General features: G+C 72.0%; 13 protein-coding genes. 7 read left to right on the top strand and 6 right to left on the bottom strand.

The window, feature by feature from the left end; translation table 11 throughout:
- Positions 1–98: 98 nt before the first annotated feature.
- On the bottom strand, positions 99–1,865 hold the full coding sequence (gene lysS, locus KM933_RS17565; RefSeq protein ID WP_221353196.1) for a lysine--tRNA ligase: 1,767 nt from the start codon (positions 1,863–1,865) through the stop codon (positions 99–101).
- A gap of 301 nt (positions 1,866–2,166) precedes the next feature.
- Here lysS and argS point away from each other — a divergent pair, with 301 nt between their 5' ends.
- From argS to KM933_RS17550, 3 genes are all read left to right on the top strand, one after another.
- A complete protein-coding gene (argS, locus tag KM933_RS17560; protein ID WP_221353194.1) occupies positions 2,167–3,981 on the top strand; it encodes an arginine--tRNA ligase in 1,815 nt (604 codons plus the stop codon).
- Positions 3,982–4,243: 262 nt separating this feature from the next.
- Positions 4,244–5,170 carry a phosphotransferase family protein gene (locus KM933_RS17555; RefSeq protein ID WP_221353192.1) on the top strand — a complete coding sequence of 309 codons (927 nt, stop codon included), beginning with the start codon at positions 4,244–4,246 and terminating at the stop codon, positions 5,168–5,170.
- Between the two features lie 58 nt (positions 5,171–5,228).
- Positions 5,229–6,026 carry a DUF4253 domain-containing protein gene (locus KM933_RS17550; protein WP_221353190.1) on the top strand — a complete coding sequence of 266 codons (798 nt, stop codon included), beginning with the start codon at positions 5,229–5,231 and terminating at the stop codon, positions 6,024–6,026.
- Positions 6,027–6,082: 56 nt separating this feature from the next.
- Here the strand turns inward: KM933_RS17550 and KM933_RS17545 are convergent, their stop codons facing one another.
- Positions 6,083–6,985, bottom strand: a complete 903-nt coding sequence (locus KM933_RS17545; protein WP_221353188.1) for an SAM-dependent methyltransferase — start codon at positions 6,983–6,985, stop codon at positions 6,083–6,085.
- A gap of 145 nt (positions 6,986–7,130) precedes the next feature.
- Positions 7,131–8,591: a helix-turn-helix domain-containing protein gene (locus KM933_RS17540; RefSeq protein WP_221353186.1), complete on the bottom strand. Its 1,461-nt coding sequence runs from the start codon at positions 8,589–8,591 to the stop codon at positions 7,131–7,133.
- Between the two features lie 182 nt (positions 8,592–8,773).
- Between KM933_RS17540 and KM933_RS17535 the strand changes: the two genes are divergently transcribed.
- Entirely contained in the window at positions 8,774–9,463 is a 690-nt protein-coding gene (locus tag KM933_RS17535) for a DUF4232 domain-containing protein (RefSeq protein ID WP_221353184.1), read from the top strand.
- A gap of 115 nt (positions 9,464–9,578) precedes the next feature.
- Here the strand turns inward: KM933_RS17535 and hemB are convergent, their stop codons facing one another.
- Together hemB and KM933_RS17525 are read right to left on the bottom strand one after the other, a co-directional pair.
- Positions 9,579–10,571 carry a porphobilinogen synthase gene (hemB, locus tag KM933_RS17530; protein ID WP_221353182.1) on the bottom strand — a complete coding sequence of 331 codons (993 nt, stop codon included), beginning with the start codon at positions 10,569–10,571 and terminating at the stop codon, positions 9,579–9,581.
- Positions 10,572–10,580: 9 nt separating this feature from the next.
- Positions 10,581–11,075 carry an ATP-binding protein gene (locus KM933_RS17525; RefSeq protein WP_430727333.1) on the bottom strand — a complete coding sequence of 165 codons (495 nt, stop codon included), beginning with the start codon at positions 11,073–11,075 and terminating at the stop codon, positions 10,581–10,583.
- Between the two features lie 215 nt (positions 11,076–11,290).
- Here KM933_RS17525 and KM933_RS17520 point away from each other — a divergent pair, with 215 nt between their 5' ends.
- The 3 genes from KM933_RS17520 (at position 11,291) to KM933_RS17510 (ending at position 12,862) form a co-directional block, all read left to right on the top strand.
- On the top strand, positions 11,291–12,076 hold the full coding sequence (locus tag KM933_RS17520; protein ID WP_260333716.1) for a helix-turn-helix domain-containing protein: 786 nt from the start codon (positions 11,291–11,293) through the stop codon (positions 12,074–12,076).
- Entirely contained in the window at positions 12,073–12,279 is a 207-nt protein-coding gene (locus tag KM933_RS17515) for a DUF397 domain-containing protein (protein WP_221353179.1), read from the top strand. The genes KM933_RS17520 and KM933_RS17515 overlap by 4 nt, the downstream gene beginning before the upstream one ends.
- A gap of 64 nt (positions 12,280–12,343) precedes the next feature.
- Positions 12,344–12,862, top strand: coding sequence for a hypothetical protein (locus KM933_RS17510; RefSeq protein WP_221353177.1), 519 nt, complete (start codon positions 12,344–12,346; stop codon positions 12,860–12,862).
- A gap of 303 nt (positions 12,863–13,165) precedes the next feature.
- Here the strand turns inward: KM933_RS17510 and KM933_RS17500 are convergent, their stop codons facing one another.
- Positions 13,166–14,248, bottom strand: coding sequence for a helix-turn-helix domain-containing protein (locus tag KM933_RS17500; protein WP_221353175.1), 1,083 nt, complete (start codon positions 14,246–14,248; stop codon positions 13,166–13,168).
- Between the last annotated feature and the right edge of the window lie 133 nt (positions 14,249–14,381).

Here is a 14,381-nt window from a genome sequence, read left to right as displayed (position 1 = left end):
CATACGCGCCTACGCGAAGGGGGCGCCCGGAGACCTCCGGGCGCCCCCTTCACGTACGGGCCGGTGAGGGCCGTGCCCGCCCTCTACGCGCCCACCCCCTACGCGCCGAGCAGCTTCCGCACCCGTTCCTGCCCCACCGCGAGGAGCAGCGTGGGCAGGCGCGGGCCGGTGTCCCGGCCCACCAGCAGGTGGTAGAGCAGCGCGAAGAACGTGCGCTGGGCGACCTTGATCTCCGGCGGGAGTTCCCTGGGTCCGGCGTCGGCGGAGAAGCCGGCCTGGACCTTCGGGACGCCGTACACGAGGTGGGTGAGCCCGTCCAGCGACCAGTGCGTGTCGAGGCCGTCGAGCAGCAGCCGCAGTGATGCGCGGCCCTGGTCGTCGAGGGACGCGAGGAGCTCGGCGTCGGCCTCCTCCCGGACGACGGTCCGCTGGTCGGCCGGGACCTGGGTGTTGATCCATGCCTCCGCCCTGTCGAGCCGCGGCCGGACGTCGTCGAGCGACGCGAGCGGGTGCGCGGGATCGAGCTCGCTGAGGATGCGCAGGGTCTGGTCCTCGGCGCCCGCGGTGATGTCGGCGACGGAGGCGAGGGTGCGGTAGGCCATCGGCCGGGGCGTCCTCGGCAGTTCGCCGGTGGCGGTGCCGACGGCGCGCGAGTGCGCGGCCACGTCCCCCGGCAGGGCGGAACCGTCGGCGACCTTGCCCTCCAGCTTGTCCCACTCGTCGTAGAGGCGCTGGATCTCCTGGTCGAAGGCGATCTTGAACGACTGGTTGGGCCGGCGGCGGGCGTAGAGCCAGCGCAGGAGCTGCGGCTCCATGATCTTCAGCGCGTCACCGGGTGTGGGCACGCCCCCCTTGGAGGACGACATCTTCGCCATCCCGGAGATCCCCACGAAGGCGTACATGGGCCCGATGGGCTGCTTGCCGCCGAAGACGCTCCCGACGATCTGCCCGCCGACCTGGAAGCTCGACCCGGGGGACGAGTGGTCGACCCCGCTGGGCTCGAAGACGACGCCCTCGTACGCCCAGCGCATCGGCCAGTCGACCTTCCAGACCAGCTTGCCGCGGTTGAATTCGCTGAGCCGGACGGTCTCCGAGAAGGCGCACTCCGTGCAGGTGTACGTCAGCTCGGTGGTGTCGTCGTCGTAGGCCGTGACCGTGGTGAAGTCCTTGCCGCAGCCGCCGCAGTAGGGCTTGTACGGGAAGTACCCGGCGGAGCCGGTGCCGTCGTCCTCGGCCGCCGCGCCGGACCCCTCGGCGGCCTCCAGCTCGGCCTCGTCGACGGGCTTCTGGCCCTGCTTCTTCGCGGGGGCCTTCTTGGTGCGGTACTGGTCGAGGATCGCGTCGATGTCACCGCGGTGCCTCATCGCGTGCAGGATCTGCTCGCGGTAGACGCCGGACGTGTACTGCTCGGTCTGGCTGATCCCGTCGAACTCGACGCCCAGCTCCGCGAGCGCCTCGACCATGGCGGCCTTGAAGTGCTCGGCCCAGTTCGGGTACGGGGAGCCCGCCGGGGCGGGTACGGAGGTCAGGGGCCTGCCGATGTGCTCGGCCCAGGACGCGTCGGTGCCGGGGACACCGTTCGGCACCTTCCGGTAGCGGTCGTAGTCGTCCCACGAGATCAGGTGCCTGACCTCGTGTCCGCGGCGCCGGATCTCGTCGGCGACCAGGTGCGGGGTCATGACCTCGCGCAGGTTGCCGAGGTGGATGGGGCCGGAGGGGGACAGCCCGGACGCGACGACGATGACCGGAGCGGTGGCGACCGATGTCTTCGCGCCCGGGGCCCGGCGCTCCGACTCCTCGATGACCTCATCCGCGAAACGGGAGACCCAGTCGGTGGTCTCGGTGCTCTGAGCCACGATCGGCACGTCCTTCTTTCCTCGGGGGTGTCATGGGCCGCGGCGGCACGGTGCGCACGGCTGACCCCTTTATTCTCCCAGCTCCGGCCGCATCCACGAAAACGGCTTTCCCCGAGCGCCGGACGGGCCGGTTCGCGGCCCGTCCGGCGCTCGGGGACGAGCGCGTGGCGCGACAGGGGGGTCCGGGGCGCGACCCCCAGGGAGGGGGCCGGGGAGGGGAAGGGCGAGGGCGGCGGGGGCGAAAAATCCCTTTGCCCACCGTGGGATACTGGGCTGATCCATACCCACGAGGAGAACGGCACCCACTGAAATGGCCTCGGTCACGTCCCTCACCGCCCACGTCCACCAGCGCCTGACGGCCGCGCTCACGGCAGCCCTGCCGGAGACCGCGGACGCGGACCCGCTGCTGCGACGCAGCGACCGGGCCGACTTCCAGGCCAACGGGATCCTCGCCCTGGCGAAGAAGGCGAAGGCCAACCCCAGGGACCTCGCGGCGCAGGTCGTCGACCGCGTCGTCAAGGGCGACCTGATCGGGGAGATCGAGGTCTCCGGCCCCGGCTTCCTGAACGTCACGGTCACCGACCGCGCGATCACCGAGACCCTCGCGGCCCGCGCCACGGACCCGGCGGAGCGCCTCGGCGTGCCGCTGCTCGACCGCCCCGGCACCACGGTCATCGACTACGCCCAGCCGAACGTGGCGAAGGAGATGCACGTAGGGCACCTGCGTTCCGCCGTGATCGGCGACGCCGTGATGCGGATCCTGGAGTTCGCCGGCGAGACCGTCGTCAGGCGGCACCACATCGGCGACTGGGGCACCCAGTTCGGCATGCTCATCCAGTACCTGGACGAGCACCCGCACGAGCTGGACCGCAGGACCCCCGAAGACACCGAAGGCACCGAGGGCGCTGAAGGCGCCGGGGGCACCGGGACCGGCGAGGAGGCGATGTCCAACCTGAACCGCCTCTACAAGGCCGCGCGGACGCACTTCGACTCCGACGAGGAGTTCAAGACGCGGGCCCGCCGCAGGGTGGTCGACCTCCAGGCCGGCGACCCGGCCACCCTCGCCACCTGGCAGCGGTTCGTGGACGAGTCGAAGGTCTACTTCTTCTCGGTCTTCGAGAAGCTGGACATGGAGATCCGGGACGCGGACATCGTCGGCGAGTCCGGCTACAACGACATGCTGGACGAGACGTGCCGCCTCCTTGAGGAGAGCGGTGTGGCGCAGTGGTCCGAGGGCGCGCTGTGCGTGTTCTTCGACGACGTCAAGGGCCCGGACGGCAACCCGGTCCCGCTGATCGTGAAGAAGTCCGACGGCGGCTACGGCTACGCGGCCACCGACCTCTCCGCGATCAGGAACCGCGTCCTCGACCTGAAGGCGGACACGCTCCTGTACGTGGTCGACGCCCGCCAGTCCCTGCACTTCAAGATGGTCTTCGAGACGGCGCGCAGGGCGGGCTGGCTGGACGGGGAGACCACGGCGCGGCAGCTCGCCTTCGGCACGGTCCTCGGCAAGGACGGCAAGCCGTTCAAGACGCGTGAGGGCGAGACGGTCCGGCTGGTGGACCTCCTGGACGAGGCGATCGACCGTGCCACGGCGGTGGTCCGGGAGAAGGCCGGGAAGGTGGGCCTGAGCGAGGAGGAGATCGCCGAGAACGGCCGGTTCGTCGGGGTCGGCGCCGTGAAGTACGCGGACCTCTCCACGTCCGCCGTCCGGGACTACAAGTTCGACCTGGACCAGATGGTGTCGCTGAACGGCGACACCAGCGTGTACCTCCAGTACGCGTACGCCCGTGTCCAGTCGATCCTCCGCAAGGCCGGGGACGCGCGTCCGCAGGCCCACCCGGAGCTGGCGCTGGCCCCGGCGGAGCGTGCGCTGGGGCTGCACCTGGACCAGTTCGGCGAGCTGGTCCTGGACGTGGCCACGGGGTACGAGCCGCACAAGCTGGCCGCGTACCTCTACCAGCTGGCGTCCCACCTGACGACGTTCTACGACCAGTGCCAGGTGCTGAGCGACGCGAACCCGAAGGAGGTCGTCGAGAACAGGCTGTTCCTCGTCGACCTGACGGCCCGCACGCTCCACCAGGGCATGGCCCTGCTCGGCATCAGGACACCCGACCGCCTCTGAGTCCGGGCCGCACCGTCCGGCACACGGCAGCCCTTCACCCGTTCGGGTGAAGGGCTGCCGTGTGTGTGCGACGCGGAACCTTGGCCAGAGGTTGAGGTCCCGGAGCGCACCCCCCATGATGCGGTGCGGCAGGGCCGCCGACCCCGGCTCCGGGGATCCACGAGCCCTGCCGATCCGCACGCTGGGAGCGCCATGAGCACCGCACCGCCCTTCCCCGCCCCGCAGGCTGCGCCGCAGGCCGTCCGGAGGGTGTCCGCCCGTCATGCTGCCACTCGTTGAGACCGGCGAGGAGCTGGACGACGTCGTCCGTGACGAGGCCCTGCTGCGGCCCGCCGTCGCGGACCTGTGCGAACGCCTCGGCCTGGTCCCCAAGCCCATGGTCCGCTACATCGAGGGCTCACTGCCGGTGTACGCCATCGGTGCCGCGCACGTACTGAAGCTGTTCCCCGCCTTCGAGAAGCTCGACGCCAGGCGCGAGGAGCGGATGCTCGCCCATGTGTACGGCAGGCTGCCCGTGCCGACCCCGCAGCTGCACTCGGCCGGCGCGTACAAGAACGGCTGGTCCTTCGTCCTGATGTCCCGGCTGCCCGGCGAGAGCCTCGCCGAGGCGTGGCCGCGGATCCCGGCGGCGGAGCAGGACCGGCTCGTCACGGAGGCCGGGGAGACGCTCGCGGCGCTGCACGCGCTGAGTCCCGCGCCGCTCGCGGGTGTGATCGGCCCGGCCGACTGGAACCTGTTCGTCGACGCGCAGCGCGCGAACGCGGTGGAGCAGCAGCGCGAGAGCGGACTGTCCGAGGCGTGGCTCGACCAGATCCCGTGGTTCCTCGGCTCGGTGCCCCTGGCCGCCCCGGCCCGGCGGGTGCTGCTGCACACCGAGTTCATGCGCCAGCACCTGACCGTGGACCCGGACACCTGGCGTCTGACGGGCCTGTTCGACTTCGAGCCCGCGATGGTCGGCGACCCGGCCTACGACTTCGTGAGCGTCGGCCTCTTCGTCTCGTGCGGGCGGCCGCGGCTGCTGAAGCGGTTCTACGAGGCGTACGGGCGCCCGCCGTTCGACCCGCACACCCTCATGGCGTACACGCTGCTGCACGTCTACAGCAACCTCCGCTCGTACCTGGGCATGCTGCCCCCGCCCCCGCGGCCGACGCTGGACTCGCTCGCGCAGACCTGGTTCGGCACCGACTGACGGACGGCGCCCGCGGACCCCGGAGGCGTTGTCAGTGGCGGGCCCTAGAGTCTCGGGCATGGCGACACTTCCGAACCAGCTGCCGAAGCTCGCGGCCGACCCGGCCGGCCGCTCGCTCGGTCTCGACCTCCCGCCCGGCGCCCTGCTCGACACGACGGTCGAGGGCCCCTGGGACGAGCCGCTGCTGTGGCTCGCCGACGGACCGGCGGCGCCGGGCGACTGGCTGCGGCTGGCGCCCGCGCGCCGCACGGCCGGCCTGTATCCGGTCCTGGTCGGCGGGGGCGGGGACGGCGAACCCCGTCCGGACAAGTGGGGACTGGATCCGGACCTGGCCTCCTACCCGGGCGACCACGACGCCGACGAGGTGCTGGGCGAGCTCTGGGAGGAGTACGCGACACGGGAGCAGGACACCGACTGGCCGGGCCTCGCCCCGGCGGGGACCCCGGACGCCGACCCGGACGTGCGGGCGGCCGAGGTGGCGGACGCCCTGACCGGCGGTGCGGGCCCGCTGGAGGGGGTGCGGCTCGCGCTCGTCCCGGCCCGCCGCAGCGCGGACATACCGGCGGCGATCGGCTGGTGCGGACCGGCCGACCTGACGGACGACGTGGCGGAGCTGTGCGCGGTCCTGCGCTCCTGGGAGGACCGCTTCGGCGCCCGGGTCGTGGCGCTGGCCGCCGACCGGCTGGTCGTCTCCGTCGCGGCACCGCCCCGGACCCCGGCCGAGGCGGCGGCGACGGCCGCCGAGCACTACGCGTTCTGCCCGGACGCCATGACAGGGGGCGGCCACGCCTCCCTGCGGGCGTACGCCGAGCACGAGGTGCTCGGCGCACGCTCCTGGACCTTCCGCTGGGACTGACCCGACTCAGGACCTCACTCAGGACCTGGCTCAGGACCCGACGCGGGGCCCGGGGCTCAGGGCTTGCGGCCGGTGACCGCGTACACGTTGATGTCCGCGTCCGTCACGTCGTTGATGTCCCGGTAGCGCACCTTCTCGATGTCGTCGAGACCGTCGAGGTAGCCCCGCTCGGGCAGTTCGGGCACGGGCGCCGCGTGGTCGGGCCGCCAGTGGTGTGCGGGGACCACGCCGGGCTCGTCGATCTCCAGCCCGTTCTCGGTGAGGAACCGCTCGACCTCCGCCCTCGTGCGCAGCACGAAGGTGAAGCCCCGCTCGGTGTACGTCCGCTGGACCGCGCGGACGTTCTCCGGGTTGAGGTCCTCGGTGAGGTGGCTGAGCACGAGCCGGCTGCCCGGGGCCAGCGCGTCGATCAGCTCGCGCACGATCGGGTACGCCCGCCCGTCCTCGACGAAGTGCAGGATCGCCACCAGGGCGAGGGCGACCGGCCGGTCGAAGTCCAGGGTCTTCGCGGCGCCTTCGAGGATCTGGGCCGGGTTCTCCAGGTCGGCGTCGATGTAGTCGGTGGCGCCCTGCGGCCCGCTGGTGAGCAGGGCGCGCGCGTGGGCGAGCACGACCGGGTCGTTGTCGACGTACACGACCCGGGAGTCGGGGGCGATGCGCTGGGCGATCTGGTGCACGTTCTCCTGGGTCGGCAGCCCGGTGCCGATGTCCAGGTACTGCCGGATGCCCTCTTCGCCGGTCAGCGTGTTCACGGCGCGGCGCAGGAAGTCGCGGTTGTGCCGGACGTCGAGGTAGCCGCGCGGGTTGGCGGCCAGGGCCGCGGCGGCCGCGGCCCGGTCCACCGGGTAGTTGTCCTTGCCCCCGAGGAAGACGTCGTAGACCCGGGCGGGGTGCGCCCTGGTGGTGTCGATCCTCCTTCTCAGCTCGGCCGGGTCCTGGCTGAGAGCGTCACCGGGCATGGGTTCTCCCCCTGGAGAGTCGCGTCAACGATGGGCAACAACCTAGCTCCCGCGCCGACTTGACGGTGCCCCGACCCCGGGATCCGGGGCGGGGAACCATGCGATCGGTGTTTCACCACCCACCCGCCGGGGAAGGGACGAACACTCAGCCGGGCACGTCCGGCTCGTACTCGTCGCGTCCCCAGGCTGAGGCACCGAGCGGGAAGGTGTAGGCGGGCCGCCCCACGTTCCCGCTGGTCCGGAAGGGCTTGCCGTTGTCGTCGACGCGTACGGTGCCCTTGGCGTCCCCGCTCGACCACTCCAGCTCCAGGTACCAGCTGACGTCGTACGTCCGGGCGTCCGCGAAGACGTGGAAGACCTCGGGATCGGTCTCGCTCACCTTGTACGGGAAGTCGCGCTGGCCGGCCCTGGGCGAGGTCTCGGGCCGTCCGGCGTCCAGGTTCACACCGAACGACGTGGTCCGCACGTCGCCGCCGCACCCGACGCCCATCACGAAGTCGTTCCAGGCGAGCGGGGCGCTCTTCCCCACCACCCGCACATGCAGCTCCTCCAGGACGACGGTGGACTTCCCGGTGCCCTGGACGGTCAGCGCGAGCATCTGCTGCCCGGCGGCGACCCCGCCGAGCGCGTTGACCCACCCGCGGGCGTCGGGCTCGCTCGGGGGCGGGGGCACCTGCTCGGGCTCGCGGTCGAAGAGGTAGTGCTGACTGCACTGGTTCTCCCACTTGTACGGGTTGACGGCGACCGCGGGTGCGGTGGCGCCGTCCGCGGCCCCGCCGTCGGGGACGGGCCCGGCGGCCCCGCCCGTGCCGCCCGCGCCGCGGGTGGCGGAAGGGGAAGGGGACCCGGACGGCGAGGGGCTGCCGGAGCGCGAAGGGGACGGTGCGGCCGACCGGCCCTTCGCGCCGGCGGACCCGTGGGCGCTCGGGCGCCCGTCGGGGGACCCGGCCGCGTCCACGGACCGCTCGCGGCTCCCGTCGCCGCCCCCGACCGGCGCGAGATGCGCCACGAGCGCCGCCGACACGACGGCGGCGGCCACGGCGGCACCGGCGAGAACACCGGTACGCCGCCGCCGCGCGCCCGGACGGCCCGTCGGAGCCGGACCACCGGGCCCGTCCGCCGCAGCCGAACCACCGGGGCCCTCCGGACCGTCCGGAGGGCCCGGACCATCCTCCGGAACCGGGGCTGCCGGACCGCCCGCCGGAGCCGGAGCCGGGGCTGCCGGACCGTCAGCCGAATCCCCGTCCCCGCTGCCGGCCGCAGCCTTGGCCCCGACCCCGGCCGCGGACCCTGCCCCGGACCCGGTCTCAGGGCCGGATCCGGTCGGCCTCTGCTTGCGTCGTGCGTCCGCCAGGATCCACTGCCGGTGCAGCTCCACCAGTTCCTCGGGTGTCGCCCTGCACATCCGCGCGAACCGCTCCACGGGCGCGTAGTCCGTCGGCACGGCCTCCCCGTTGACGTACCGGTGCAGCGTGGACGCACTCGTGTGCAGCCTCTTCGCGAGCACCCCGTAACTGAGTCCGGACCGCTCCTTCAACTGCCCCAACAGCTCAGTGAACTCGTCCCCCGCCACCGTTCTCCCTCTCCCCGCGTCCCGGATCCGCATTCCAGGGGTAGGTCATTCCCCCGGGTCAGAGCCCTTACAGCCGTTCCAGCGTCCCGGAATTGCCGACGGATGTGGCGCCCGGGACGGACCACCGCACAAGCTTGGGCCATCCAAACACGCCGCTTCCGGCATCCGGTCGAGCGGTTTGCGTCACCATCCGTACCGCACCAGGGGGATCACTCATGTCCGCACGCACCACCCGTACCCGTCTGCTCGCCGCCGCCGCGCTCACGGTCGCCACGCTGTCCCTGACCGCGTGCAGCAACGCGGACGGCGTCCGCGACGAGGGCGCACCGGCCGGCTCCTCGTCCGTGGCACCCTCGTCCCAGGAGAACGAGGGAACGGGCACAGGCACGGGCCGGGCCGACGCCGTGGCGGCCAGGGCCGACAAGACCGGCAAGACCGGAAAGGGTTCTTCCGGCGCCACGGGCGCCGCCACCGGCTCCGACGCGAAGGACTCCTCCGCCCTCACCCCCTGCACCGACATCCGGGTGACCGCCACCCCGGTCCCCCGCCCCCTCAACCACCTGCTCCTCACCGTCACCAACACCGGCTCGACCCTCTGCCACCTGCCCAACTACCCGGTCGTCCGGTTCGGCGAGGCCCAGTCGGTGCCGCCGGTCGTCGAGGAGTCCAAGCCGCAGGCCGTGGTCACCCTGGCCCCGGGCGAGTCGGGCTACGCGGGCGTCGGCCTCTCGGCGGCGGACGGCAGCGGCTCCAACGGCTACACGGCCGAGTCCCTGGAGGTCCACCTCGACACGGACTCGGACACGCCCTTCAGCCCGTCGCTCCCCGCGGAGGGCGTGTACGTGGACGACTCGATCTACGTCACCTACTGGCAGGCGTCGAGGGCCGACGCCCTCACCTGGTGACACCGGTCGGCCCCTCGCCCACCACGAGGTAGGCATCTGACCGACTAGCGGGTACTTGTGACGAGTTGGGGCGACGACCATGCTGGTCGTCGCCCCAACTCGTCACACACCCCTGTCACCGCAGCTTCTGCGCCACCTCGACGGCCCAGTACGTGAGGATGTTCCGCGCACCGGCCCGCTTGATGCCGGTCAGCGTCTCCAGGATCGCCTTGTCACGGTCGATCCAGCCCTTCTCGGCGGCGGCCTCGATCATCGAGTACTCGCCGGAGATCTGGTACGCGGCCACCGGCACGTCGGCCGCGTCCGCGACACGCGCCAGGATGTCGAGGTAGGGACCGGCGGGCTTGACCATCACCATGTCGGCGCCCTCCTCCAGATCGAGCGCCAGTTCCCGCAGCGACTCCCGCGCGTTCGCCGGGTCCTGCTGGTACGTCTTGCGGTCGCCCTTCAGCGAGGAGCCGACGGCCTCCCGGAAGGGCCCGTAGAAGGCGGACGAGTACTTGGCGGTGTAGGCCAGCACCGCCACGTCCTCGCGCCCGATCTGGTCGAGGGCGTCGCGGACGACCCCGATCTGGCCGTCCATCATCCCGCTGGGGCCGACCACATGGGCTCCCGCGTCGGCCTGGACCTGGGCCATCTCGGCGTACCGCTCCAGGGTGGCGTCGTTGTCGACCCGCCCCTGTGCGTCCAGCACACCGCAGTGCCCGTGGTCGGTGGTCTCGTCCAGGCACAGGTCGGACATCACGAGCAACTCGTCACCGACCTCGGCCCGCACGTCCCGCAGGGCCACTTGCAGGATTCCGTCCGGGTCGGTCCCGGCCGTCCCCACCGCGTCCTTCTTGGCGTCCTCCGGCACACCGAAGAGCATGATCCCCGAGATCCCGGCCGCCACGGCCTCCGCGGCGGCCTTCTTCAGGCTGTCCCGCGTGTGCTGCACGACACCCGGCATGGCCTCGATCGGCACCGGTTCGGACACCCCTTCGCGCACGAAGGCCGGAAGGATGAAATCGGCCGGGTGCAGCCGGGTCTCGGCGACCATGCGCCGCATCACGGGACTGGTACGCAACCGCCGCGGCCGCGTACCGGGAAAGGATCCGTACGAAGTCATGCCACCACGCTACGCCCGCCCCACCGGTGCGTTTGCCGACGCACGGTCGGCCTCCGGCCGGGCCCTCGCGACGTGCCCCGGGTAGTCGATCTCCGCCCACACGGCCTTGCCCGGTCCCGGCCCGGTCCGGACTCCCCAGCGGTCCGCCGACTCCTCGACGAGCAGCAGGCCGTACCCCGACTCGGCGAGCGCGGCGTCCGCCGCCGCAGACCGCGCGGGCAGCCGGTCACCGGACAGGTCGACGACCTCGATACGCAGCGTGCCGGACCGTGTGACGAGGAGGGTGAGGCGGAAATCACGGCCGGGGACCTGGCCGTGCAGGACGGCGTTCGCGGCGAGTTCGGCCACGACGAGCCGGGCCGGGTCCGGCGGGAGCCCCCAGGCGCACAGCTGCTCGGCCGCGAGCACCCGGGCGAGACGGGCACCCCGGCGCGTGGCGGAGAGCGGCACGGTGAAGCGGTGCGGCGGGATCGGGGGGACGAGCGGGGCTGTCTGCTGATTCACATCACCCAGCGTGTTCACTCGTGCGTAATCTGTGAAGTCCGGTGGCCCGTGCGGCCGCTGGATGTCCGCGCGCCGTCCGGTTCCGTCCGGGCGGTACGGCATGTCCGGCCGCGGGCTGACGCGTTGGACCGGGAAGGGCTCGGCGGGAGCAGGGGAGGACGGCGGACGTGAACGACTGGGACGCGGAACCGGAGGACGACGAGGCCGGGGCCGTGATGCGGACGGTGGTACGGCAGCTCAAACTGTGGCGCGAGGCGGCCGGCCTCACCCAGGCCGAGTTCGGAGAGGCCATCGGGTACGGGGAGGAACTGGTCTCCTCGGTCGAACGGGGACGGCGCATCCCCCGCCCCGAGTACCTGGACCGCGCGGACGAGGCCCTGACGGCGGGCGGCAGGATCGCCGCACTCAAGGAGGACGTGGCGGAGGTCCGGTACCCGAAGAAGGTACGGGACCTGAAGAAGCTGGAGTCGGACGCGGTCGAGTTGTGTGCCTACAACAACTCCGTCGTGCACGGCCTGTTGCAGACGGAGGAGTACGCACGGAGTGTCTTCGGTTCGCGTCGGCCGCCGTTCCCCGTCGAGGAGCTGGAGAGGCGGGTGGCGGCTCGTGCGGCCCGTCAGGGAATCCTCGACAGCGCGACGGCCTTCCCTTTCTTCAGTTTCGTGCAGTGCGAGTCGACACTCCGCCGGTCCGTCGGAGGCAGAATGGTCCTGCGACGGCAACTCGAACGCCTGTTGGAGGTCTCCGGGTTCCGCAATGTCGACCTTCAAGTACTGCCACTGGGACGCGACGAGAACTCAGGTCTCGCTGGATCGTTCCGGCTGCTCAGACTGAAGGGCGGCACCACGGTCGGACATGTCGAGGTCCAGCACCTCAGCCGGGTGATCACCGAGCCGAAAGAGGTCCAGCTCCTCGACATGCGTTATGGGACCATCCGAGCACAGGCTCTCAGCCCACGGGAGTCCGTGGCCTTCATCGAGAAAGTTCTTGGAGAGACATGAGCCTCAAGCCCGGCGACGGCGCCAGCCCACACCCCTCATGGATAAAGAGCAGCTACAGCACGGACGAGGGCCCGGACTGCGTCGAGGTGGCAGCCGCCCCCGCCCACGTCCTCGTCCGCGACTCCAAGAATCCCGACGGCCCCCGCCTCACCCTCACCCCCACCACCTGGACGGCCTTCCTCCCCCACGCCGCCGGCCGCTGAACGCAGACGGGGGCACACTCGTCGAGCACGCCCCGGCACCCGACCCTTCACCCCGGAGTCCGCTTTGCCCCTGCGCACAGGCGCCACCCGTCCGATGTCCCTGCTCCTGTCGACCGCGCTCGCGGCGGGGACACTCACCGGCTGCGCGCTGCTGGAACTCACCGAGGACTGCGAGGGGACCGACGACCGGGTGCGGGATACCGCGGCACTCGACATCCTCGGTTCCCGGCCCGCCGGGGCCACCGTGCCCCGGGGCTTCGAGGAGGTCGACGCCGGCTGCTGGGCGGACAGCGGAGAGGTCTCGGTGCATGCCGGCCGGACCTACGCCTTCCCCGGCACACGGGCCGAGGTGGCCGCACACTACCGGACGGCGGCGGCACGGGACGGCTGGGATCCCGGTCCCGGAACCTCGCCCGACGACCTGTGCTTCACCAGGGAGGAGAGGGTCCTGCGGATCTCTTTCCTCACCGCCGAGCGTCTCGCGGAGGACGGCCACGGAAACCGTCCCGACCTCACCGCCGGAGCCGGCTACTCGGTCGACGTCGACTCGTCCGTGAGCAGTGGCACCGAGGCGGACTGCTAGAAGTCGTCATCGAACATCACGCCCGGACGGGAGCGACCCGAGGGGACGGCTGCCGCGACGGCACCCCGCGGGGCGTCGACCGCCGTGGGAAGGCTGCCGCCGACGCGCCGGCCGTGCTGAAGTCGGTCCGCGCCGGAGGAGGACCGCCGTCGGGGCCGTCGCCGCCGAACTGCCGGTATCAGGTCATCGAGCGGTGAGGACGTGCGCCCACGGCTCATCGATGTCGGCCGGACCCAGCACGGCGACCACGGTGTCGAGCATCCCGGCGCCGAACCAGCACCGCACGGCGTCCTCCGAGGGCCGTCACCCTCCCTGTCCGGGAGGCCGCCCCCTCCCGGGTTCCGCCGCCCGCCTGCCCGCCCGCAGTACGGCGGCCCCGGTGGGGGTGAGCGTATGGAGGACGGTCGCCCCGCAGCGGTTGCTGGTGATCAGCCCTGCCGAGCGCAGGGCTGTGGCGTATCTGCTGGCGGACGGGGCGGAGATGCCGACCGCTCGCGCGATCTCGGCGTTCGTGGCTCCGACGGCCGCCGCGCACAGCACACCGGCCCGGGCGCGGCCGAGCAGCCCGGTCAGGCTCGCCGGGGAGCCGGCCGGGCCGGCCGGGCTGTCGGAGAGTCGCTCGCCCCACGTCCCCGGCGGACCCGGCGAGTCCGGCCGCGGGGCCGGGGCCTCGTGGTGCAACGGGTAGACCAGGACGGGCGGCAGCCGCGGGTCGGCGAGGGTGGTCGGCGTGTGCCAGCAGAAGTACGACGGGACGAGCGTCAGCCCGCGGCCGTTCAGGTGCAGGTCCCGGTCGCTGGACGGGAAGTCGACATGGAGGACGGACCGGCGCCGGCGCATGGTGGGTCCGAGCCCCGTCAGCATCCCCTCGACGCCGCCGTCGAGGAGGGCCCGGCACCTCATCGCCCGCTCGGCCTCCAGGCGGGCCTGCATCTGTTCCTCGTAGGGGGCGACGGCGGCGCCGTGGTAGGCGCGGATAGCCCGTACGAGTTCCTCCCGGGTCTCCCGCTCCGCGAGCCGCGGGGCCCAGGAGGGGGCTCCCACGAGGCGGTCCAGCTGCGCCACCTCCGCCAGGACCTGGCGCGGCGGGGTCGCGAGGACGGCCTCCAGACCGGCGTCGAGCCCTTCCATGGACTCGGGCGGGGTCAGGAAGTCGGGAAAGTAGGACGCCCTCGGAAAGACGGGCAGCAGGATCTCGCGCAGTACGCGGCCGAGCCCTTTCTCCTCCAGCCGGACGCGGGTGGCCCTGTGCCACTCCGCATAGGCCCAGCGGCCTTTTCGCGTCTGGAAACGGTGCAGGCTGGCGGTGATCTCCCACAGCGCATTCGGTGATCCGGCACATCGCGTACGGGCCAAATCGGCGTCTGTGAAATGGATGCGGAGCATTCTCCTCCCCCCGATGACACCGGCTTTTTCACCCAGGTGACACATCATTGCCCAGCGTGACCCCCTGGGCAATGCTGGGACGGAAAGCTCATGGCATCCGTGCGCACGTGCCTGATCAAAGGCACATGCGCAT

The sequence above is a fragment of the Streptomyces beigongshangae genome (assembly GCF_019710745.1).
GTDB lineage: Bacteria > Actinomycetota > Actinomycetes > Streptomycetales > Streptomycetaceae > Streptomyces > Streptomyces beigongshangae.
Note: the sequence above shows the minus strand (reverse complement) of the source record. Positions and strands in the feature narration are given on the sequence as shown.